This window comes from Kitasatospora sp. NPDC023176, from assembly GCF_055560495.1.
In genome coordinates, this window is sequence record NZ_JBVHIP010000070.1 from 1 (window position 1) to 20,467 (window position 20,467).

The window sequence follows — 20,467 nt, forward strand, 5'->3', positions numbered from 1 at the left end:
CGCCGACCAGGCGACGGCCGAACCGGTGACCGTCGAACCACCCACACCCGTCCTGACCAGGTAATCAACGCCTCCCGTGCAGCGGGGGAAGCTCACTACAGCAAGGAATTGAACTCGGCGTTCTCCGACCAGGTCAACAGCCCCGCCGCACGCCAGATGCTGTGGCGCCATATCGAGACGGTCGAGGGCAAACCCGCCGAGGACCCGTTGCGCACCGAGTTCCTCGCCGAGCTGAGAAGAGTCGGGTCGTGGCCGAGCCGGCCGCGCAAGATCGGCGTGGCCAACGGAGCGGGCAACGGAACCGGCAACCAGGACGTCCCGGGCGACGCGGCGCTGCGCTGCACCGACGTCTTGTTCGACAACACGGCCCTCTACATCCAGGCAAGCAGCGCGCATCAGTTGGTGGCCGAGCTGAGGTCGATCCTGCTGGTCTCGAAGGACGTCTACACCGACGGGTTCCCCGAGGGCGACGGCGCGCCCGGAGGACAGTTGTCCACCTTCAAACTCATCGCTGACGCGCTGAACCAGGCGGTCAACGGCAACACCGAGCTCTTCTACCCCGACACCTGCTTCATTCCGACGGTCAGTGCCGTGGCGATCCGCGACATCGGCACCAACGACGGCCTGTACACCAACGTCGACAACCTGCCGCCGAGCGAGAGCGAGCTCGACGAGTTCCAGTGCGCCAGTACCAACGAGGGACACATCCACATGACCCCCGAACACGGCAAGTGGCTCCTGGAGCGGCTGTCTGCCTAGAAGACTCGTGAAGGCCTTGGATTCTGGCCCTGCGGCGTGCTTGGGTTCTAGGGATCGTTGCAACACCCCAGTTCCAGGGGTGCAATGTTCGAGATCCGGGTGCCTGTGTGCCGCTGCCTGCGACTCACCACCGCACTTGCCTTTCGGGGCCCCTGCCTGCCGGGTCGCCCGTTTGCTGCGTCGGTGAGTTCGTCGTTGGTGGTGGCGGTGGCACAGAAGACAACAGGTGGCAGGCGGGGGTTGGAGTCGAACGCCGAACCGAACTGCGGACCGACCCCCGCCCGGCAGCCTGCCGAAGCACGAACCGGACCCCGGCCGGGGCAGCGGCGACTGCCACGCCCAGCGGTAGGCTGCCGCGGCCCTGGGAAAGCACGTGAGGCCGCCATCCCTGCGGGGGTGGCGGCCTCTTGGTATTGGCAGGCGGGGCGGCGGGTTAGTCGGGCGGCGTGATCAGGTGCCGGTCGGCGCCGGCCTCCCCGGCCCGTTCGAACCTCAGGGGCCGACCCGATCGAAGCGCAGCGACGTGTGGCCGGCGTTGTCGTCGTAGATCTGGGCGACGAGCGCTGTTCCGACCGCGTCGGTTCGGGTGCCTTGCAGCCGGATCGTGGTCGGCTTGTTCACCCGGATCAGCTCGCTGATCGGTGCGGTCGCGTTACCGCCGGCCTGCGCGTTGCCGGGGTTCAGGTCGATGACCTGGTAGACGAGCCGCTCGCTCTCCGCAACGGCGGTACCCGAGGTGACGTCCCACAGCCGGGCGGTGATGAAGGTGTTGACCGGGGGAACGCCCGCCAGGCGACCGCGGACGTTCGCGTCGAGTTCGTAGGTCCCGGCCCGGGGAAGGGTGACCTCCAGCGGGGTGTCGGTCCACACACCGGGCGGCAGGTCGACCACCGTGTTGAGGTGGGCGATTCCCCGGGCCGGCGCAGGCGCCGCCTCAGCCGCGGTGACGCTGGTCTGGACCGCCACGGTCGTAGCGCCCATGAGCACGGCCGCGGTGAGAGCGGCAAAGCCGGTACGCAGAGCTGGCATGATGCCTCCACAAATGCCAGTGGGATGTGCCACCGCCAAGGTAGAGCCCCTACGCGCAACGGATATATACCTGAACGGGTGACGCCCGCGCGCGAACCGACCCACGTGAGCTGGCGTGCGCCGGGAACACCCCAACCCACCCACACGGCCACCGCCAGACGGGCCCAGGAAAGTAAGCGGAGGTGGCGAGTTCGGCCGTGTGATGCTCTGACCACTCCACCAGCCGCCGCGTTGTCGTGATCCACAGGCTGCCGGCAGCCGTATTCGCGACCGGCGTGCAGACAACGGCCCGCTGTCCGGCGCGCACCGGTGGCAGTGGACTCGGCGGGACGCCGGGCGGTGACGGGCCACGGCCCGGCTCGTTGAACCGGGTGCCTGTGAGGCGCAGGACGGTGGTGCCCGGGCCGAATCCCCCCAAGCGCGGGCACCACCGGCGGCGGTGTGCTCCGGAGCGAGGGCGCCGGCACGGCCATGGTCCGCGGCTGACGCCGCGCGTCGTTGAGACGCCGTCAGCTGGGTGGCGCGATGATGAGGGGATCGCCGGTCCCTGTCCGGCGCGGACGGGGAAGGGGCCGGTGCTCGTGTCAGTCCAGGACGGTCTCGGGGAAATCCTCGCCGACGTGCTGGCCGCCTGTCACCGCCTTGCCCCCCGTGAGATCCCCGAGCTGGTGGAGGACGCCGGGCGCCGCCTGGGACTGTCCCAGGCACAGATCTACGTCGCGGACGTGCAGCAGCACCACCTGGTCGCCCTGCCCACCCCCGCTCAGGCACTGGAAATCGCCGCCGGCGTGCCGGTGGAGCTGGAGAAGCTGTCCGTTGACACCTCGCTCGCCGGGCGTGCATACCGCACGCAGGCGGTGCAGCTCGCCGCGGCCCGCGCCCGTGCCGACCGGGTGGGGTGGCTTCCCCTGGTGGACGGTGTCGGCCGCGTCGGTGTTCTGCGGGTGGCCGCGCCTGTCCTCGACGAGCCGCTGCTGAAGCGGTGCACCGCTCTCGCCTCACTGGCCGCCATGATCGTGGCGACCAAGCAGCCCTACAGCGACGTCCTGGCCCAGACGATGCGCACCCGGCCGATGACGCTGCAGGCGGAACTGCTGTGGGCGTTCGTACCACCTCGCACGATCGGGACCTCTGTAGTGACCTCCACCGCCTTGCTGGAGCCGGCCTACGAGGTCGCCGGTGACGCCTTCGACCACAGCCTGGCCGGCACCCGCCTGCACCTGACCCTGCTCGACGCCATGGGCCACGACCTGGCCTCCGGCGGCTGCAGCGCCGTGGCGCTGGCGGCATGCCGCTCCACCCGCCGCGCGGGCGCCAGCCTGACCGACATCGCCGACCAGATCGACCAGACCCTGGAGCGCTGGATCCCCGAACGCCTGCTGACCTGCGTCATCGCCGACCTCGACACCGCTACCGGCCGCCTCGACTGGATCAACTGCGGCCACCCGGCGCCGCTGCTGATCCGCGACCACCACGTCGTGCCCGGCGCGCTCCACCGCACCCCGCACCTGCCACTGGGCCTGGGCGGCTCCCACCCCCCACCGCAGATCCACACCCTGCAGCTCCAACCCCGAGACCGCGTGCTGCTGTTCACCGACGGAGTCACCGAGGCCCGCTCCGCCGGCGGCGAACTGTTCGGCGAAGAACGCCTGGCCCACACCATCGTGCGCGCCATGGCCGACGGCCTCCCCGCACCCGAGGCCCTACGCCGCCTGATCCAGCAGATCATCCAGCACCAGAACCAGCACCTACGCGACGACGCCGCCGTCCTCCTCACCGAATGGCACCCCAACCGCTGACCCCACCCGAACGGGCGCCGGCCGCAAACCAGACCTCGGTCCGAGAGCGGCCGGGTGACGAAGAAGTGGGTGGACACCAACATCGACACGGCTTCATACCGCCTCACCGTCCTGCGGGAGAACACGCCAGCCCGCACCTACAAGGTCGATAGGTCGTTCTACGAGGCGGTGGACGTCGGCTCGACCGTGGAACTGCGTTCCTGGCGAGGGCGGGTAGCCGAAATCATCCAGCAGAAGCACCGGAGTGACCCGCCGTCCACCCCGTGGGCCGCGACGTTCCGGATCAGCCTGCTGGTCACAGCGGGCACGGCGCTGCTGGCCGGCGGCCTGGCCGGGGTGTTCCTGGAACTGTGGAGGATCCAGGCGGTGATCCTGACCCCGCTGTTCCTCCTCACCTGGGGCCTCGGTGCGCACCTACTGCTCTGGCACTGGCCGCAAGCCCTCACCGCGACAGCTGACCCGTCTCGGCGGAGTTTGACGGGTGCGAAACTAGACGAGTAAATCCGAAGTTCTGGCCCGCCAAAGGGCAGAGGGTGTCCAAGATCAGTTTGTGACGACCGACCTGAACACCCTCTTGACCGCACTTTACGTGAAGATCGACGACGAGATCGGAGGAACCCGTTGGATGGGACGACCGCCCCTGCTCAGCGACTCCGAACTCGTCTGTCTCGCGGTCGCCCAGGCCCTGCTCGGCTACCACTCCGAGGCCCGCTGGCTGCGCTATGCCCGCAAGAACCTGTCCGACTTGTTCCCCTACCTGCCCCAACGAGCGGGCTACAGCAAGCGGTTGAAGTCAGCGTTGCCGCTGCTCAAGCGCATGATCCGCGAACTCGCCATGGACACCGACTTCTGGACCGACACCGTATGGATCGCCGACTCGACCCCGGTGCCCTGCGGAATGTCCCGCCCGACCGTCCAGCGGTCGAGCATGGCCGGCTGGGCCGGCTACGGCTACTGCGCCTCCCACTCCCGCTTCTTCTGGGGCCTGCGCCTGGGCCGACGAGCTGTTCACGGTGAAGGACTCGCTGTTCCGGCTGACCGAGGACATCGGTCTGACCTACTCGTCGCTGAAAAGCGCGCGGTGGACCTCGTCGAAGTGGCCGAAGGAGCGTCGGCAGGCCGGGGTGTCCCACACCGTCCAGGCTGGTCCAACACTCCGAGTCACTGATCACCTGGGCCGCGATCACCCTCATGACCAGGCGTATCACCCGCCGCCAGTCCCGCGGGGCCGGCCAGCCCGCGTCCCGCGAAGCCCAGCGAGACTGATCATTCTGGCGGTCACCATGGTGCCAGCCCCAGAAGCGGCCTCCGGGCCTGTGGGCGAGACCCGAAGCAGCTCACCACCGGCTGACCGCTCCCGCTACTGGTCGTCCCGGTCCTCAAGGGTCGAGACGACCCGTGCCCCCCAGCCACGGCACACGCCGCTGCGGCGCCCGACACCGGCCCGGCCAACCGGCGGTCATCAATCCTTGTTGTCGAACATGAAACAGATGGCGCCGCCGTCGTCCCAGATTCTGATGCACGCTTTGAGGCCGTGCGGATGCTCCATCCAGATCTGCGAGGTGCCGGCCCTGGTCTCCCGGATCTTCTGCAGCTGCTGGATCGTCTCATCCAAGGTCAGGATGCCCACCAGGTCGTTCGGCTTGTCGGCCATCACTGCACCGTCTCTCTGCTCGGGTGCTCGCGCAAGGCTGCTCGCCTTCCTTTCCCTGCGACTGTCTGTTACGTCTCATCTTCATCGCAGTTGACGCCACTGCGAGGTGGGACCAACCGTTCGAGGGAGTGTGTGCGGGGGACGCCATAGCCGCAGTCGCGTTCGCCTCCGGAGGGCTGTCCGCCACGGTGGGGGTGAGCTACTGCTCTCCGTGGCTCCGCGCGCGGCTCGGCGCCGGGCATCCGCCGCTTCCGCGCGGGCCTGCTTGGCTGCCCGCTCGGCCAGGCGCACGGGGCAGAACTCCTCCTGCGTCCGGTTCACCGCCTGACGCAGCTTGCGGCCGGCGGGCCAGCGGGAGCCGCGGGCGTGGCGGTGTACGGCTCTGGGCGGCACGTTCAGGAGGGCCGCAGCAGGCGGATCGCTTGATTTCCCCGTGGCCGATCGCCCTGGCCTCCGCCCCCATCACCAGGCGTCGCTGACGCTCATTCAGGTGTGGGAGGAGCGCACCGAACTTCACCGCCAACGACCCCTCAGGCCCCTCCGTCGCACTCCTAGCACAATGATGGCCTCAAGAATGGGAAGCGATGGATTACTTCTCTGCAAGCCCTAAGTTGCGGTCTCCAATAAAGGGGCCCCTACCGTCGAAGTCAGGAAGCCAAAACACCCCGGTGCTTCAACCGAAGGGGCCGCTGCCGCCCCTCGCACAGAGCCTTCTCGGGCCTGCCAGGCAACCACCACCCGGCCGCAGACACCTGTGCTGAGCCCTGCCTACGCCTGAGGGAAGGAGCCAGCGTGAAAGCCAAGATCCGCGCCGTGCTCGCAGCCACAATCCTCGCTGCCAGTCTCACCGCCACGCCCGCCGCCCAGGCCACCCCGAAGTCCGAGAAGACGGCGCCGAGCAACTGCCCCGTCCTCATGTTGTGCTTTTACTCAGGCCCGAACTACACCGGTAAGGTCACCACCTATTACGACCAGGCCATACAGGGCCTGTACCAAGATGCGCAATCGGTGTATAACAACATGTTCCTATGCGGGCGGCCGTCCCGGCCTGCTGGGCCGGGACGGCTGGGTCTTGCGGGGCGGGTCAGCCGGTGACGGTCTCGGCGTGCCGGGTGAGCGCGTCCAGAAGCGCGGCCTGGTAGTCGGTCAGCTTGCCGTCGGTGCGGGCCTTTTCCTGCTTGCGCAGCCAGGTGCCGGGGCGGAAGGTGGGGTCGGCCTCGCCGCCGGTGCGGTTCGCTGCGTCGGTCAGGGTGCCGCCGGCGGTGAGGTAGGCGAGCAGACGGCGGTTGGAGCGGTTCCAGTCCGGCTCCAGGCGCCGGAGCTCGTCGAGTGCGTGGAGCTTGGCGACCTGGTCCGCGGTGAGGCCTGCGGCCTTGCGCTGGCGGCGCATCCACGCCCCCACGGCGTAGTCGTCGAGCTTCGCGGTGGCTGGGATCGCGAGGTGGCCGTGCTGGTGGTGGAACGCGGCGGCGTAGGCGGCCCCGCGTTCCCAGGCGTTGGCGTTCTTCGACCAGATCATGCCGAGCGCGTCCAGCTCCGAGACGCGGGCGGCATCGAGCAGGCGTTGGCCGTGGAGGTGGCGCTGGCGGGTGAGCCAGGAGATCAGCTCGGCGTGCTTGGTCTTGTCGGTGGGGTCGAGGTGGCCGTGCTGGGGGTGGAAGACGGCGGCGACGGCGTGCATACGCTGCCACTCGACGGCGCGCGGGTTGAACGCGCGGAGCTTGACGGTCTGGAGGATCCGGGCGGCGTGCTGCTTCGCGTTGATCCGCAGCCACTCGATCGGCGACTCGACCGGGGCCGGCCACTGCTCGCCCTCACCCACCAACGCGGCCGGGACCAGCCGGACACAGAGAAAAAGGCACAGTGCAGCGACCGGACACACCGACCAACGCCCCGCCCACCCCCACCACAACCACCACCAGGCAGGGACCCAGGAAGGTAAGCCGGCCTGGTGAGACGCTGTCTCGGCGCGCCCCACCAGCGCAAACAGCCGAGCAAGCGGGACCGGAGCCGGGCGCCGAACCGAACCCCGAACCGAACCCCCGACCGAACAGCCTGGGCCCCTGTACGCGGGCAACCACTCGGTCGGGCAGGCGGCATCACGCCCGGCGGCGGCGACATCGCTCGTGAACGTGCCGCAGGCCGGACACGCTCCCGGCGCCGCCGACACCCCCAGCCCGGCCAGCAGGCGGAACATCAGCAACGTCCGCGCGCACTCCTCGCAGCCGAGCAAACCGGCACCCAGCTCCGGGCACACCTCCACCCGGCCGAACCCGAACTCATCCATGCCCGGGTCCAACGACGCACCACCCAGCCAAACCCGGGGCCGGGCCGTCACCCGCCCACCCAGCCGGGGCCACAAAGGCCGCCAGCTAGCGCATGCATGCGCAAACACCTGTCACGACCAAGATCACTGTTTGGTGGGAGCTCCGTGGAACGGCGTTGGATCCAGCTCAGAGCCGGGTAGAGCCGTACTCGCGCTCAGGCCGAGCGGATCACTACATGCCGTGACTGAGGCTGACTGTTTTTCGGATCAACGGAGCGGGGCTATCAGGTGCCTCTATACGATCACGGAACTACCCTCTGCTACGTGATCTCGGAGAAATCTCATGCGCATACGTAAGACCCTGGCCGCAGGCCTCGTGACCGTCGCGAGCGCCGCCGCGATGACCGTCGCGCCCGCGGCGCACGCCGGACACCCATTCCCGTACCAGTGCCAGTACACCAACTACAACGACGACTGGACCTTCAACGGGGGCTTCGGAACCGCCCCCGGCGAGACCATCTGCGTCACCAACTACGAGCTTGCCATGCAGAACGACGGCAACCTCGTCATCTACAACAACACCGCCACCCCGATCTGGTCCTCGGGCACCTGGAACCACTCCGGCGCGACCGCCAAGTTCCAGCCCGACGGCAACCTCGTCATCTACGGGTACGGCGGCAGCCCGGCGCTGTGGGCCTCGGGCACCTACGGCAACTCGGGCGCGACCCTCAAGTTCCAGCAGGACGGCAACCTCGTCATCTACGGCGCCGGCCACCAGCCCCTGTGGAACACCGGCACCTGAGACGGGCCTCAGGGCTCCGCGCCGCCGCTCAGCGACAGCGCGGAGCGCTGAACTCGCGGCTCGGCTCGGCGATTTTCGTAAAGAAGCCAATACCACCCCCCCCGGGGTCGGTAGTCGGGGTCGCCAGCCGCAGATGCCGGCCAGCACCGCCACTACCCACTGCGGTCCAAGCGAATCCTGTAGGTATGGGGCAGACCCCGTGCGATGTACCGGACGTCCACCAGCCCGGCCCGCCGCCCACCACGCCTACACCGCCGGCACCGGAGACCAGCAGACCGCGGCGCAGCTGGCGGCCTGCGCCCGGGTCTGCGAGCAGACGGGCGAGGACGGGTCGGCTCGGGCGTGGGGGCGGCGATGGAGGGCGTTCCCGCGGCTGCTGGCGGTCCTGGTCGGCACAGCGCGGAGTGCGCTCGGCGGTGACGGAGCTACAGCTGGCCGCCGAGGAGAACCCCGCCGTCGCCGAGATGCGCGCCGCCATCCCCGCCGGCGCCACCCGCATCGAGGACCTCGTCCAGCGCGGCCATCAGCTCCCGTTTGGTCGGGGCGGGCAGCACCAGCGGACCCAGGTTCTTCTCGGTGCGGGTCTGCTCGCACTGCGGGCACTCCAGCCGGTTCGGGTCAGCCTGCTCGGTCAGCTCCAGCACCGAACCCTCCCGGCCACCATCCGAAGATGGTATGCCCTGGCCGGGATGCTCGACGCGGGCTGGGACCCGTGGCGGGCCGAGGGCATGGTCGAGCTCTATGGCCTCTACGCGGCCGGCCACGCCTTCGCTGTCAGCCCCGACGTGGAGAAGCTGAGCGGCTGGCGGTTCGGCGGGGCGCAGCGCTGCACGGGTAGCAGCCGGTTGCAGCGCCACCATCGTGCAGCGCTGCAACCGGCCGGCCGTTCTGCAGGACGGCCGGACAGGACGGGCTCGCAGGGTGCGACGGGGATCGCACAGGCTCTGACCTGTGACGGGGAGTATCGGCGAGGCGAAACTCACCAGCCGTGCGGGGCGGAACTCACCGGCAGCCAGCGGGCCACAACCCCTACAACCCGCACAGGCATGACCCAGGCCGGCAGGACCCGTCGGCGAAAGGTTTGGCGGGGCGAAAGCGGTACCTTGAGGGGGCGAAACTCACCGACCGTACGTGACCTTGATGGTGCTGGCGAGTTCACCGGGCATGACGAACGTGACCGTCCTGCCGGTGGTGGGCGAGCCAGTGGCCGAGGACGAGGACCAGGAGCAGCGGGAGCGGGAGTACGCGGTGAACGTGTTGCTCGCTGAGGCGGGCGAGGTGGGCCGTGTGGCGGCGGGGTGGGTGCGCGAGCTGGCGGCCCGGCAGGCGCAGGAGCGGCACCGCATGGTGCTGGAGCGGGCCGCCGCCGTCGAGCAGGCCGCCGGCCGGGACACGACCTTCACCGGCCCCAGGCTCTGCGCGGCCATCGCCGACCGGCTGACCTTCCGCTTCACCCTGATCGAGACCGGCACCGAGTCCTTCCGCCTCCAGACCACCGAGGCCGAGGACAATGCCGCCCCCTGACCAGCGCGCCCGGGCCGGGGCCCGCATGCTCGACGCTGTCGAGACGGCCGCCGCCCGCCTCGACAGCGTGCCGGGCCCACTGTTCGCCGAGGAACGGGCCGCGCTGGCGGCCTACGAATGGGTCGCCGGCCACTGCTCCCACAGCCCCATCACCGGCGTCGCCGCCCTGGCGCGACCGGACGACATCCTCATCAGGGCCGAGGAACGCGCCGCGCGCACGATGGCCATCCACGAGAAGCGCGACGGCGGCGTCCGCCGCTTCGCCACCGGTGGCGCCCACGCTCTCGCCTGGGTCCTCGGTGAAAGCGACGACCAGCCCTGAGGACTCGCCAGGGGTGTAGTCGATCTGGAGGACGGCCAGGTGCTCGTCGGCCAGGAGGCGGGCGGCGGTCTCGGCGACATCCTGGGCCGCGGCGCGGATCTCGGCCTGACGGATGCGCAGGGGGGTGATGTGGGCGCAGGTGCCGCACAGGGCCCGGCCGTCGGCCTTCGGGGTGCACGGCGTCTCGGGGTGGGCGCCGCAGTCCTCGCAGGTACGGGTGTTGATGGTGCGGCGAGCGCCGGCCGCGAGGAGCTGCGCGGCGGTGGCCGCGGTCAGGACGGACTCGCGCACGTCGTACAGGTCGAATTCGTCCTTCCGTCCGGTGCCGGGGTTGCGGGTCTCGATGGTGGCGCGGACCGGGCCGGCCGCCTGGCGCGGCAGGTCCAGCGCGGCGAGCTGGGTCCTGGTTCGCAGGTGGTCGGGTACCTCGCCCCACCGGGCGTAGGACGGGACCGGCCTCACGGATTCCGGCATGTTGGTGCCTCCCCTTTTCTCGGCTGTGCGGTTCAACGGCGGCCGCCACCGGATGGTGGCGGCCTGGCCAGGCCACGCTGAGGTGCGGTGAAGAACGGGTGCCGATCGCTGCGGGCGGCAGTCGGATTTCGAGGTCGGAACCGTGGACAGTGCTTTCGCCGTCTCGGAGCCTGCGGCGACGAGAGCGGGGGATTGATGTCTTTGGACCATGCTGGTGAGGCGAAGACTGGGCTGGTTGAGGGCATCGGGCTCGGTTGCCTGCCCGTTGTCGTGGGGCTGGCCGCTGGACTGGCCGCCCTGTACACGGTCCACATCCAGATCCCGGACACCCTGTGCCCCCCGCCCGGACCCGGAGAGTACGATCCCGGACCCGATCCGGACTTCATCACCCCGCTGTTCACCGGCCTCTTCTACCTGGTGGTCTACAGCGGCGTGTTCGTGGGCGGCTTCTGGCTGCCGCGGTTCTTCCTCCGGCAGCGCTGCTGGGCCCCGATCGTTGCCGGAAGCCTGCTCGCCTCGGTCCTCCTCCTGGGAGCCTCCACCGCAGACCTGCTGTTCAGTGTCGCCCCAGCGCACGGGCTGCGGTTCCACGTCGCACTGACGGACGGCATCCGGTTCTCAGGGCCTTGCCCGCCCAGCCCTCACTGGTAGGGCTCAACTCACCTTAGAGGCCGTTGTCTTTCCGAGAGTCACGGGTGCGTTTTCGCTGGTCAGGCATAGTGCCGGTGCCTCGGCGGGCAGAGACGGGGTGTTGTGTCGTCTCTTCGGTGGAGGTGCTGGATGCCGTCGGTGATGGGGCTGCTGGAGGAGCGCGAGCGTGTCGCTCGGCAGCGGGTGGAGGCTCTGAAGGCCGAGCTGCGGGAGGCGGAAGCCGCGTGGGAGCGGTTCGTGATCGCCCGGGAGACGGTGGCCGAAGTCCTGGCGGAACCCCGCGCAGGTGAGGAGGCGCCGCCGGTCGTGGTTGCGGGTGAACGGCTGGCGCGCGTCGCCGCAGCGGTGCCCGGATCGGTCGTGCCCGCGTGGAGGGAAGGCCTCGCTCTCGATTCGCTGGCGCCGGACTACCAGCGACTCGTGGAGGTCCTGGCCGGCGGCCGGGAGGTGATGGACTGCCGGCAACTCGCAGCGACACTCGGGCTGGAGGTCGTTGCGGCGAAGGTCGAGGGTGTGCGGTCGAAGGTGAAGCGCCTGGCCGCGCGGGGCTGGCTGGCCGAGGAACGTCCGGGGATGTTCAGCGTGCTTGCCGGGCGAGTCGGCGGCTCATGACCATGCTCATCGACCAGCGGATCATCGCTTCCGAGGTGTCGGTTCGGCCTTCGTAGTCGCGGGCGAGGCGGCGTGAGTGCATCAGCCACGCGAACGTCCGTTCCACCAGCCACCTCTTGGGCAGCACCACGAAGCCGGTGGTGTCGTCGGTGCGTTTGACCACCGCCAGTGCGATCCGCAGGATGTCGCGGGCGATGTCGACCAGGCGTCCGGTGTAGCCGCCGCCGGCCCACACCAGCGTGATGCGCCAGTACCGTTCGCGCAGCCGTTCCAGCAGCGTCCGGCCGGCCTCGCGGTCGGTGACTGATGCGGCGGTGACCATCACGACCAGCAGCAGGCCCAGGGTGTCCACCACGATGTGCCTCTTGCGGCCGTTCACCTTCTTGCAGCCGTCGAATCCCCGGCTCGCGGCCGGCACCGACGCGGCCCCTTTCACCGACTGGGAGTCGATGATCCCGGCGGTCGGCTCCGGATCACGGCCGGCGGCCTCGCGGACCCGGTCCCGCAGCCGGTCGTGGAACTCGGCGACCAGGCCCCTGTCGCGCCAGCGCCGGAAGAAGGCGTAGACCCGGTCCCACGCGGGGAAGTCCGCGGGCACAGCCCTCCAGGCGATACCGCCCGCGACCAGGTAGCGCACAGCATCGACCAGCTGCCGGTGGCAGTAGCCCTCCGGCCTCCCGCCCCTTCCCTCCAACCAGGCGGGCACCGGCATCGCGTCACGCACGACGGCCCACTCCGCGTCGCTCATGTCGGAGGGGTACCTCGGACACCTGTGCGGCCGGTCCCCGGCGTTCCCGAACCGATGAGCGAGGCAATCACACGACGGAGCAGAGGAGTTGGACGACAACGACGCGGGCACGGAAGACTGCAGCACCAGGGGCCTCCTGTTGCTCGATTGGATTCGACACCCACGAGCTGTGCGGGAGGCCCCACTTTCATGCCCAGCCAACCAGAAGATCACCCAACCGAGTCGACAGCCTCGAACTCACGCCCACCAAGATCGATAGAGCAACGGCCGCTCAGGCCTGGGTACCGTGCCGGTTCGGCGCACTGGCGGCACTGCCCGGTGTTGTGCTGGCCTCCTGGACTGCACCGGTCAGCCCGCCCGGCGCACCGCTAGAGCGGACGTCCTCACGGTTTCACCGATCTGCGACAGCACTCTTCGGCGCGAAGGCGCCACCACTCTTCAGCGAGACCAAGCCCTGACCAGCACGAAACCGGAACCAATCACTGAAAACACGTGACGCCCGGACACTGCAACCCAAACGTCGTTCATCATCCGCCTTGTGGTTGCTGGGATGTTGGCCCATCCGACGCCCTTGGAGAGGGGCCTGCGGCCCTCGGGAGGCGCCTCGGGGCCACCTGCCCGGCTCGGGGCTCCCCGGCCCCGGTGGCGGGCCCTCGCGAACGGCCCGCACGGCGGTCCCTGACGGGCCCTCAACCGAGAAAACAAAACCGGCTATCCGGAGCTATTCCGGCAGTTCTTCCAGGGCGTTTTCGGAGTTACGTACAGCTCTATGCCACCGGTCCGCGAACAAGCGCCGGACAGGGACAAAAAACATCGCGGCAACCGTCCGCCCCGGCCCTATCAGGCGACACTCACGACAGAAATACGAATTCCCTTCCCCTGTCTTTCAGTCTGCAATCCAAAATCACCGCGCGGCGCAGCGATCAGAAAGCCAATTCAGACACGCCGGAAGGGGGCCTACGGCCCTCACCACCGACACCACGACCGCCAATCCAGGGCGCCCGCAAAATCCCGCACGACGTCAACAAACGCGATTCCCGCAGCAGCACCAACAAACCGAACACCAAGCCAGGGACGACGGGGCCTGGACGGCGGCCCGGATAGACCAGGACGGGGCGCAGCCCCGCGGGAGGCGAGCAGGACGCACCCCGGAGACGGCCGGACAGTCCAAGGGACCGGGACAGCCAGGACGGCGGCCGGGACGACGGCCAGGACCGGCCCCCAGGGCCTCCAAGGGCACGGGCCTGGACGGCGGCCCACCGGGCCTACCGAACGCAGCGGGACGGCCTGGCGGCCGACCAGGGCGCAGCAACGCGGCGCGGCGGGGCGCGGCACAGGGCGGCGCGGGCGAGCAGCGGGACCCGCCGAGGCCGGCGGAGCGGGCAGCCGGTGCAACACGGCACCGCAACACGCCCGAGCGAGCGCAGCCCTACATCGGTTGACTCCGCGCTCAGGGGCTGCCGCCCATCCGACTGATGAGCCCGTCTCTGGTTATTCCGTGCTCCTGGCCCCAGGCCACGAGGCGGTCCAGATCGACGGGGTCGGGCAGCTCGTGCAGCGCTTCCTCCGCCTCCTCCGAGTATCCGGCTCTCTGCAGTGTGGCAATGACTTCGCTCCGGCTGTATTCCATGATGATCATCTCGCTCGCCGAAACCCCCACACCTCTACTTTCGGCCTTGCCGCTGACAAAGTCACGAGGGCCCACCCGCCCCCGCTCCCGGCCACATAACGCCTGGTCAGACCCGCGACACAGCCCCGTACACCCCAGCGTTGCACCGCGTTGCACCCCCGCCACCCCGCCGCCGAGCACCACCACCAGCACAAGCCCGGCCCGACAACAGCCGACGCCCCGCCGCACCGGGCCACCCCGGACAGCGCCCCCCCGGGACGCCGGCCAGGACCACCGGCCCCCGGCGGTCGGCAACCCCGGCAAGCGGCCGACCCCCGGCAGTTCGGCGCCCCCCGGACGGCACCCGCCCCGCGGCCCGGCTAACGCCCTTCCGCTCCGTGCCTTTCCTGTGCTGCCATACCGGGCTCCCGCGGCAGCCGCGGGGCGGGCTGCCGTCCGGGGGCTGCCGGACCGCCAGGCGTCGGCCGCGGCCGGTGCCGCCGACCGCTGGGTACCGGCCGCTCCGGGCCCGCCTGCTGCGACAGCCACACCGGACGGGACGAGGCCCAGACGACGGCCCCGGGACGGCGGCGGCCGAGCAGGGCGCAGCAGGCCCAGACGACACTGGGCCCGACCCACAGCAAACCGAACACCAACCCCCAGCCACCGCAATTCCGACCCGAGTTCAGACCACCCCCGACAACCAATCCGCCAAAACAACCAAACTGAATTACCGGCGGAATTCACCCCCGAAAACAACCCGCAACACCGAGCCCACCCCCCAGCAACCCCACCCAGCCACCACACACAGTCGCCAAACCCCGCCAGCGCAAACCCTGGCCCGCACCCCAGCAGGTCCAACCAAAGGTCCAGACAATCAGCCATCCAAGGCCATTCCACGCCCGCCACAACCAACAGGTCACACCCGGAGCTACATCAGGAGCCACAGCGAGAGCTGCATCAGGAGCCCGGGAAGGGCCGTTCCCGGACCCCGGACGGCGCCAGCACCCCGGCAGCCCCTTGGGCCGGTGAACGAAGCGCGGGGGCCTGCCAGGGTGTCAGCGCCGGCGGCGGCCTCCCGGCGGCTGGTGGGAGGTCAGCGCATCCACTGCTCGGTGGTCGGCGTGGGCGGCTTCGCCGGGGTGAGGGACTGGTCGGCGCAGCGGGTGACTGGAAGTCGCGGACGCCGCACTCGGGGCCGCGGTCGAACGCCACGACGTACGGGAACGGGCTCGGGCGGCGCCGGACTCGTGTGAGAGGGCGGTACGTGACGTGATGTCCGTTTCGGTGCCGCCAGATCGTGTGACTGTGGAACCTTGCGTCACTTGAGGATCTCCAGCATCCGGTTCCCGAGGACCGCGGCCGAGGCCGGGTTCTGTCCGGTCACCAGGTTTCGGTCCTCGACCATGTAGGGCTCCCAGACCGGACCACGACTGAACTTGACCCCGACCTTCGCCTTCACGTCGGTCTCCAGCAGCCATGGTGCCTTGGCGGCCAGTCCGACGCCATCCTCCTCCTCGTCGGTGAAGCAGGTGATGTTGTGGCCCTTGAACGGCGATTCACCGTGGATCCTGGTGGCCAGCATCGCGGCGGGACCGTGACAGACGATGAACAGCGGGTTGCCCGAGGCCAACTGCTGGGTCAGCAGCCGCCCCACGTCGGCGTCCCACGCCAGGTCTGCCATCGGACCGTGACCGCCCGGCAGGTAGACCGCGTCGTAGTCCTCCAGGCGCACGTCTGACAGCTGCAGCGGTCGACGCATCACCTCCGCGGAACGGATGACGGCCTCCAGCTCCAGGGCGCTGTCGTTTCCGCCGACCATCTCGGGACGCAGGCTCATCATGTCGACGGTCGGAGTCACACCGTTCGGCGTCGCGACGACGACGTCGTGACCGGCGTCCGTGAGGATCTTGTACGGGTTCGCGAACTCCTCGGCCCAGTAGCCGGTCGCGTGCCGCGTGCCGTCCTTCAACACCCAGTAGGTGGCTCCGCTGACGATGAAGAGCACCTTTGCCATGGCGGAAATCCCCTTTCGGGCGCATGCCAGGAGTGGTTTCGGCGGGATGCCCCACGCAACCGACTCGCCCCGCCGGTGATCTCTCTCCCCACCACAACCACGCTAGGCAGCTGCGCCAACCGCACGCAACCCGCGGCTCCGTCGGCGGACTCGGACTCGTCTCGCGCCGTCGGCGGTGGTACCCTCGGCCGCGGACGCATCCGGTCACACGTCCAGGACCACGTCGGTCGGCTCGGCCGGCCGGGCCGCGGCCGGGGGCGTCGAACAGCAGATGAGCGCGCTTCCTCCAGCGGGGGTCCCGGGACTGCGGGGCGTACTCGACGTGGCCGCAGGTAGAGCAGCGCGTCGATCTCCGCGACGGTCATCTCCTCAGAGCCCGAGGAGAGTTCACGATCTTGTCCCCGGCCCGCACCCGCCCTTCGGTCAGCACCCGCATGGAGAGGGCCCGGGTGCCGATGGGACAGCAGCAGGGCGGCCATCTGTGGCTCGCCGAGCCGCAACCCCACGCGGTAGCACGTCAACCGGGGTTGGTTGACTTCGACGACCGCACCGCCGATCTGGTGGCGGTCACCGATGCACACCTCGTCGTCGGCGAGTCGGTCCACGGTGAGGTTCTCGCCGAACTGGCCGTACGTGAAGTCGTTCCGTTCCAGGGAGTCCTGCCAATGGCGGTAGGAGCTCAACTGGTGGACCAGCACGGCACGCTACTCGCCGGCGTGCCCGGCAAGGTCACCTTGGCCGTCGCCGTCCAGGTCGAGCCGGCGCGCCATCACGGGCCCGGCGACGGGGTGCTTCCAGATGCCGCTGCGGGTGGTTCTGCCGTGCCAGGGGACGCCCCTCGGCGTGCCGACGTTCACGGCGATCAGAGCGGCCATGACCTGTGCTCCTCCCACGCTCGGCAGGGCGGTGCGTCCAGCGTCGTGCGGTCGGCCGCCGGCCGTACCCGATGAGCTCCACGCGGGCGCCGGGGCTCGGCCGGACGTAGGGTGAGAGCCGGTGGGCGCAGTCGTCGTGCGTGGCCCGCCGTGAGCCGGAGACTTCCAGCGTGAGCACCTCAGCTTGGACATGCCGATGAGCTCGGAGAAGAAGGTGGCAATCGTCACCGGTGCGTCACAAGGCATCGGTGCGGCCCTCGCTGACGCGTACCGCGGGCGTGGGTACGCCGTCGTCGCGACCGCGCGGTCCATCCCCTCGTCGCACGATGCGGACGTGCTCGCCGTGCCCGGCGACCTGAGCCGGCCCGGTACCGGTGCACAGATCGTCGAGCAGGCGCTTGATCGCTTCGGTCGGATCGACACGCTGGTGAACAACGCCGGCGTCTACATGGAGAAACCGTTCACCGACTACACCGACGCCGACTACGACCTGGTGACCGGCGTCAACCTGCGCGGCTTCTTCGACGTCACGCGCAGCGCCATCCCTGCGATGCTCGCCGGCGGCGATGGCGGGCACGTCCTGTGCGTGTCGACGTCGCTGGTCGACCGCGCCAACGCACGCATACCCGCGGCGCTCACCTCGCTGACCAAAGGCGGCCTGGCCGCAGCGACGAAGGAACTGGCCATCGAATACGCGGCGCGCCGGATCCGCGCCAACGCCGTCTCACTCGGCGTCATCCGCACTCCGCTGCACCCGGACGACCCGGGCGGCACGCTCGCCGCGCTGCACCCGCTCGGGCGGATGGGCGAGATCGAGGACGTCGTCGAGGCGGTCATGTACCTCGAACAGGCCTCGTTCGTCACCGGCGAGATCCTGCACGTCGACGGCGGCCAGAGCGCCGGCTTCTGAAAGAACCGGGATCGGGAGTGATCGACCCATGCGCACGCGCAAGCAGCTGACTCCGCTCGGCGCCGTCGGTGCGGGTCTGGCGGCGGGAGTGATCGGCACCGTCTGCATGGACACCGTGCGGTTCCTGCGCCAGCGACGAGCCGGCGGCGAACACAACGCCCTGCATTGGGAGTTCGCCCCGGTTCGCAGCTGGCAGGAGGCGCCGGATCCCGGCCAGGTCGCCAAGCGCCTGGCCGAGGCCTTCACCCAGAGCGAGCTGCCGGACGGCGCGGCGTTCCCCGTCAGCACGTTCATGCACTGGGCCTACGGAGTAGGCAACGCTGCCTTCTACGGCATTGTCAGCGCCTCGCTGCGCAAGCCCCACGTCCTCTACGGACTCCCGTACGGCGCGCTCGTGTGGCTCAGCGGATACGTGGTACTTCCGATCGCGGGACTCTACAAACCCATCTGGACCTACGATGCGAAGACGCTGGGTGATGATCTGACCGCCCACCTCGCCTACGGCGTCGGCACGAGCAGCGCTTTCTGGTTGCTGAGCAGGGCTTCCGTGTTCTCGCGGCAACTGTAGTCCGCGATCCGCGGTGACGGCGTGCCGATCGTCACCGCCGAGATGACTTACCGATACGGCCCGGACTGGACCGGACCTCGGTGCCCGAATACCGCTCGCCTCGAAAGGCTGCCAGGAGGCCCTGCCTTCGTCTACAGCTTCGCCGCCAGCGCTTCGCGCACCCGGCGCCAGGCGTCGGCGGCGGAGGCAGGAGAGTGGTCGGCGGGCCGGTCCGAGCAGGCGAAGCCGTGCCGGGCCTCCGGGTATGTGACCAGCTCGTGCGCCACCCCGGCCGCCGTCAGCCGCCTGCCACTCGGCAGGCGGGAGGATGTGGTCCAGGCCGCCGCTGAAGCCGAGCAGATACACCCCGTGCGCAGCGATCCGCTCGGCGGTCTCCGTCGGCGGCACCGGACCGACCAGCGGCATGCCGGATTTGAGCAGCCAGCCGGGGTAGAGGACCACCGCCAGCTCGAAGAACAGCTCGGTGGCGGCGCGCACCGCGATGTGCCCGCCCACGAGTAGAGAGCCGCCCCGGCGAACCGGGGCAGGTGGCGGCCACGTCGGGCGGTCGAGCAGGTCCGCGTGGACAGTCTTGCCGAACGGCTCCAATGCCGCACCCCAGTGGCCGCCGGTGAGGTGATGGACCAGGGCCAGGCCGCGGCCCGAGACGGCGGCGGTGCCCGCGTCGATCAGGCAGGGCAGGATGCGGGAGCCGTCGCGGACGCTGATCCGCACGCACCGGTCGCTGATCCGATCGACGGTGACCGTCATCTGCAGCTGGCAGCCGGTCTTCGTGCCGGGCCGCAGGCGGCAGCCGTTGCCGTCGGCGAAGCCGCTGCCCTGGGTGACCGCCCCGCACGAAGCAAGGGCAACAGGCCTGGAGGAGCGGGTGTGAGGGACTCTCCGGCCCCCGGTCATTCCGATAAATCCACTGGTCAGCGGCGCAGGATTGGTGATCTGATGTCGTCATGGCCGGAATGAGCATCACGGTGTGTCTGCCCGCACGAGAGGCCGGTCGAGTGGAGGCAGCGGTCGCGGAGGCGCTGGAGCCCTTCGAACGCGACCACGCGCGCGGCGACGACCTTGATATCTGGGACTCCTGGCGCATCACCGGTGGCACGGTGCACGGCGGCGGGTTCAACGTGCTTCCCGGTTGCGAGCAGGACGCCAGATTGCTCCACGAGTTCCCGAACCGGTGGCTGACCGGGCACGTGCCGGTCCCCAACGACTTCGGCTGGTGCGCTGGCGGCCCTCGCGAAATCCTCGACTTCTCCGCGTCGCGCGAGACGGCGCGGGAGCTGGCCGACGCAGCGTGGCGGCGGTGGCAGGAGCTGACGGCAGAACTACCGCCGCCACGATCCCTGGACTCCTACATCGCTCGCCATCGCGCCGAGGCAATGCACTACTCGTCCCAGCAGGCCTATGCCGACTTCGACGCTCAGCCCCTCGTGCGGGCGTTCAACGACTATGTGAGGACGCTGCCAACCGAACGCTTCCGAGCGTGGTTCCTCTATATGCCAGACCCGATCTCGCATGTGGGAGGCTCCCCCCGCGAGGAGTTCATCGCGCACCGCGCGGCCGCGGCTCTGCGCCAACGCAATGTCCTCACCCTGGAAGGCTGGTGGTACGAGGACGGCGACTCGGGTACGCACGGAGCCTGCCACAGCGGCTCCTGCCCGCACGATCCCGATCTTGCAGCGGGTTATGACCACGTCGACAGCTATCTCGCGGCCCTACCTGGTGACACGGTCCTGGTGAACGTGCACTGCCACGTCTAGATGAATGAGTCCGATGTCCTCAGTGGTCATAGGCGATGAGTGAGCGCTTGATCGCGGCGCCAGTGGTCCAGTTGTGCCAGATGGCGGCGGC

20 protein-coding genes and 3 pseudogenes are annotated in these 20,467 nt (G+C 69.6%); 13 read left to right on the forward strand and 10 right to left on the reverse strand.

Annotated elements, in window-relative coordinates; genetic code table 11:
* Positions 1-759 (forward strand): annotated as a pseudogene (locus ACZ3YL_RS41650) (hypothetical protein); the annotation flags it as partial.
* Between the two features lie 492 nt (positions 760-1,251).
* On the opposite strand, the gene ACZ3YL_RS41655 reads toward ACZ3YL_RS41650, so the two are convergent.
* The gene (locus ACZ3YL_RS41655; RefSeq protein ID WP_465662985.1) at positions 1,252-1,827 is read right to left on the reverse strand and encodes a hypothetical protein; all 576 of its coding nucleotides are present in this window, start codon (positions 1,825-1,827) and stop codon (positions 1,252-1,254) included.
* Positions 1,828-2,363: 536 nt separating this feature from the next.
* On the opposite strand from ACZ3YL_RS41655, the gene ACZ3YL_RS41660 reads away from it, so the two are divergent.
* The 3 genes and pseudogenes from ACZ3YL_RS41660 to ACZ3YL_RS41670 all read left to right on the forward strand — a co-directional run.
* On the forward strand, positions 2,364-3,587 hold the full coding sequence (locus ACZ3YL_RS41660) for a PP2C family protein-serine/threonine phosphatase (RefSeq protein WP_465662987.1): 1,224 nt from the start codon (positions 2,364-2,366) through the stop codon (positions 3,585-3,587).
* 54 nt (positions 3,588-3,641) lie between these two features.
* Positions 3,642-4,088 (forward strand): hypothetical protein, encoded by a 447-nt coding sequence (locus ACZ3YL_RS41665; protein ID WP_465662989.1) that lies wholly within the window; start codon positions 3,642-3,644, stop codon positions 4,086-4,088.
* Between the two features lie 49 nt (positions 4,089-4,137).
* Positions 4,138-4,581: pseudogene (locus tag ACZ3YL_RS41670) on the forward strand (transposase family protein); the annotation flags it as partial.
* A 468-nt stretch (positions 4,582-5,049) separates the two neighbouring features.
* Here ACZ3YL_RS41670 and ACZ3YL_RS41675 read toward each other — a convergent pair.
* A complete protein-coding gene (locus ACZ3YL_RS41675) occupies positions 5,050-5,241 on the reverse strand; it encodes a hypothetical protein (RefSeq protein ID WP_465662991.1) in 192 nt (63 codons plus the stop codon).
* 792 nt (positions 5,242-6,033) lie between these two features.
* Between ACZ3YL_RS41675 and ACZ3YL_RS41680 the strand changes: the two genes are divergently transcribed.
* Positions 6,034-6,336, forward strand: coding sequence for a peptidase inhibitor family I36 protein (locus tag ACZ3YL_RS41680; protein ID WP_188306465.1), 303 nt, complete (start codon positions 6,034-6,036; stop codon positions 6,334-6,336).
* Here ACZ3YL_RS41680 and ACZ3YL_RS41685 read toward each other — a convergent pair.
* Entirely contained in the window at positions 6,326-7,063 is a 738-nt protein-coding gene (locus tag ACZ3YL_RS41685; protein WP_465662993.1) for a helicase associated domain-containing protein, read from the reverse strand. The genes ACZ3YL_RS41680 and ACZ3YL_RS41685 overlap by 11 nt on opposite strands.
* 787 nt (positions 7,064-7,850) lie before the next feature.
* Between ACZ3YL_RS41685 and ACZ3YL_RS41690 the strand changes: the two genes are divergently transcribed.
* Positions 7,851-8,309, forward strand: a complete 459-nt coding sequence (locus ACZ3YL_RS41690; protein WP_465662995.1) for a hypothetical protein — start codon at positions 7,851-7,853, stop codon at positions 8,307-8,309.
* A gap of 425 nt (positions 8,310-8,734) precedes the next feature.
* Here ACZ3YL_RS41690 and ACZ3YL_RS41695 read toward each other — a convergent pair whose 3' ends face one another.
* Entirely contained in the window at positions 8,735-8,953 is a 219-nt protein-coding gene (locus tag ACZ3YL_RS41695; protein ID WP_465662997.1) for a hypothetical protein, read from the reverse strand.
* Between the two features lie 745 nt (positions 8,954-9,698).
* Between ACZ3YL_RS41695 and ACZ3YL_RS41700 the strand changes: the two are divergent.
* The 4 genes and pseudogenes from ACZ3YL_RS41700 to ACZ3YL_RS41715 all read left to right on the forward strand — a co-directional run.
* Positions 9,699-9,833 (forward strand): annotated as a pseudogene (locus ACZ3YL_RS41700) (IS21-like element helper ATPase IstB); the annotation flags it as partial.
* A gap of 25 nt (positions 9,834-9,858) precedes the next feature.
* Positions 9,859-10,155, forward strand: a complete 297-nt coding sequence (locus tag ACZ3YL_RS41705) for a hypothetical protein (RefSeq protein ID WP_465662999.1) — start codon at positions 9,859-9,861, stop codon at positions 10,153-10,155.
* A gap of 744 nt (positions 10,156-10,899) precedes the next feature.
* Positions 10,900-11,280 carry a hypothetical protein gene (locus ACZ3YL_RS41710; protein ID WP_188306459.1) on the forward strand — a complete coding sequence of 127 codons (381 nt, stop codon included), beginning with the start codon at positions 10,900-10,902 and terminating at the stop codon, positions 11,278-11,280.
* Between the two features lie 129 nt (positions 11,281-11,409).
* Positions 11,410-11,892, forward strand: coding sequence for a hypothetical protein (locus tag ACZ3YL_RS41715; RefSeq protein WP_465663001.1), 483 nt, complete (start codon positions 11,410-11,412; stop codon positions 11,890-11,892).
* On the opposite strand, the gene ACZ3YL_RS41720 is transcribed toward ACZ3YL_RS41715, so the two are convergent.
* The 5 genes from ACZ3YL_RS41720 to ACZ3YL_RS41740 form a co-directional block, all read right to left on the reverse strand.
* Positions 11,858-12,640: an IS5 family transposase gene (locus ACZ3YL_RS41720; protein WP_465663003.1), complete on the reverse strand. Its 783-nt coding sequence runs from the start codon at positions 12,638-12,640 to the stop codon at positions 11,858-11,860. The genes ACZ3YL_RS41715 and ACZ3YL_RS41720 overlap by 35 nt on opposite strands.
* 1,450 nt (positions 12,641-14,090) lie before the next feature.
* Positions 14,091-14,345 carry a hypothetical protein gene (locus ACZ3YL_RS41725; RefSeq protein ID WP_465663005.1) on the reverse strand — a complete coding sequence of 85 codons (255 nt, stop codon included), beginning with the start codon at positions 14,343-14,345 and terminating at the stop codon, positions 14,091-14,093.
* A gap of 1,225 nt (positions 14,346-15,570) precedes the next feature.
* Entirely contained in the window at positions 15,571-16,266 is a 696-nt protein-coding gene (locus tag ACZ3YL_RS41730; RefSeq protein WP_188306455.1) for a type 1 glutamine amidotransferase domain-containing protein, read from the reverse strand.
* The gene (locus ACZ3YL_RS41735; protein WP_465663007.1) at positions 16,218-16,964 is read right to left on the reverse strand and encodes an MOSC domain-containing protein; all 747 of its coding nucleotides are present in this window, start codon (positions 16,962-16,964) and stop codon (positions 16,218-16,220) included. The genes ACZ3YL_RS41730 and ACZ3YL_RS41735 overlap by 49 nt, the downstream gene beginning before the upstream one ends.
* A 6-nt stretch (positions 16,965-16,970) precedes the next feature.
* Positions 16,971-17,141, reverse strand: coding sequence for a hypothetical protein (locus ACZ3YL_RS41740; RefSeq protein WP_366896001.1), 171 nt, complete (start codon positions 17,139-17,141; stop codon positions 16,971-16,973).
* A 196-nt stretch (positions 17,142-17,337) separates the two neighbouring features.
* Between ACZ3YL_RS41740 and ACZ3YL_RS41745 the strand changes: the two genes are divergently transcribed.
* Together ACZ3YL_RS41745 and ACZ3YL_RS41750 are read left to right on the forward strand one after the other, a co-directional pair.
* On the forward strand, positions 17,338-18,051 hold the full coding sequence (locus ACZ3YL_RS41745; protein WP_360522755.1) for an SDR family NAD(P)-dependent oxidoreductase: 714 nt from the start codon (positions 17,338-17,340) through the stop codon (positions 18,049-18,051).
* Positions 18,052-18,079: 28 nt separating this feature from the next.
* On the forward strand, positions 18,080-18,619 hold the full coding sequence (locus ACZ3YL_RS41750; protein WP_188306453.1) for a hypothetical protein: 540 nt from the start codon (positions 18,080-18,082) through the stop codon (positions 18,617-18,619).
* Positions 18,620-18,750: 131 nt separating this feature from the next.
* Here the strand turns inward: ACZ3YL_RS41750 and ACZ3YL_RS41755 are convergent, their stop codons facing one another.
* Complete coding sequence (locus ACZ3YL_RS41755; protein WP_465663010.1) at positions 18,751-19,215, reverse strand: dienelactone hydrolase family protein; 465 nt, start codon at positions 19,213-19,215, stop codon at positions 18,751-18,753.
* 351 nt (positions 19,216-19,566) lie between these two features.
* Here ACZ3YL_RS41755 and ACZ3YL_RS41760 point away from each other — a divergent pair, with 351 nt between their 5' ends.
* Positions 19,567-20,376, forward strand: a complete 810-nt coding sequence (locus tag ACZ3YL_RS41760) for a hypothetical protein (RefSeq protein WP_465663012.1) — start codon at positions 19,567-19,569, stop codon at positions 20,374-20,376.
* The last annotated feature ends 91 nt before the right edge of the window (positions 20,377-20,467 follow it).

Coding starts and splice junctions, on each gene's coding strand:
- ACZ3YL_RS41675 (WP_465662991.1), bottom strand. CDS start 5,241: ATGGCCGACAAGCCGAACGACCTGGTGGGCATCCTGACCTTGGATGAG.
- ACZ3YL_RS41690 (WP_465662995.1), top strand. CDS start 7,851: ATGCGCATACGTAAGACCCTGGCCGCAGGCCTCGTGACCGTCGCGAGC.
- ACZ3YL_RS41705 (WP_465662999.1), top strand. CDS start 9,859: ATGCTCGACGCTGTCGAGACGGCCGCCGCCCGCCTCGACAGCGTGCCG.
- ACZ3YL_RS41715 (WP_465663001.1), top strand. CDS start 11,410: ATGCCGTCGGTGATGGGGCTGCTGGAGGAGCGCGAGCGTGTCGCTCGG.
- ACZ3YL_RS41720 (WP_465663003.1), bottom strand. CDS start 12,640: ATGAGCGACGCGGAGTGGGCCGTCGTGCGTGACGCGATGCCGGTGCCC.
- ACZ3YL_RS41730 (WP_188306455.1), bottom strand. CDS start 16,266: ATGGCAAAGGTGCTCTTCATCGTCAGCGGAGCCACCTACTGGGTGTTG.
- ACZ3YL_RS41740 (WP_366896001.1), bottom strand. CDS start 17,141: ATGGCCGCTCTGATCGCCGTGAACGTCGGCACGCCGAGGGGCGTCCCC.
- ACZ3YL_RS41745 (WP_360522755.1), top strand. CDS start 17,338: ATGAGCTCGGAGAAGAAGGTGGCAATCGTCACCGGTGCGTCACAAGGC.
- ACZ3YL_RS41750 (WP_188306453.1), top strand. CDS start 18,080: ATGCGCACGCGCAAGCAGCTGACTCCGCTCGGCGCCGTCGGTGCGGGT.
- ACZ3YL_RS41760 (WP_465663012.1), top strand. CDS start 19,567: ATGGCCGGAATGAGCATCACGGTGTGTCTGCCCGCACGAGAGGCCGGT.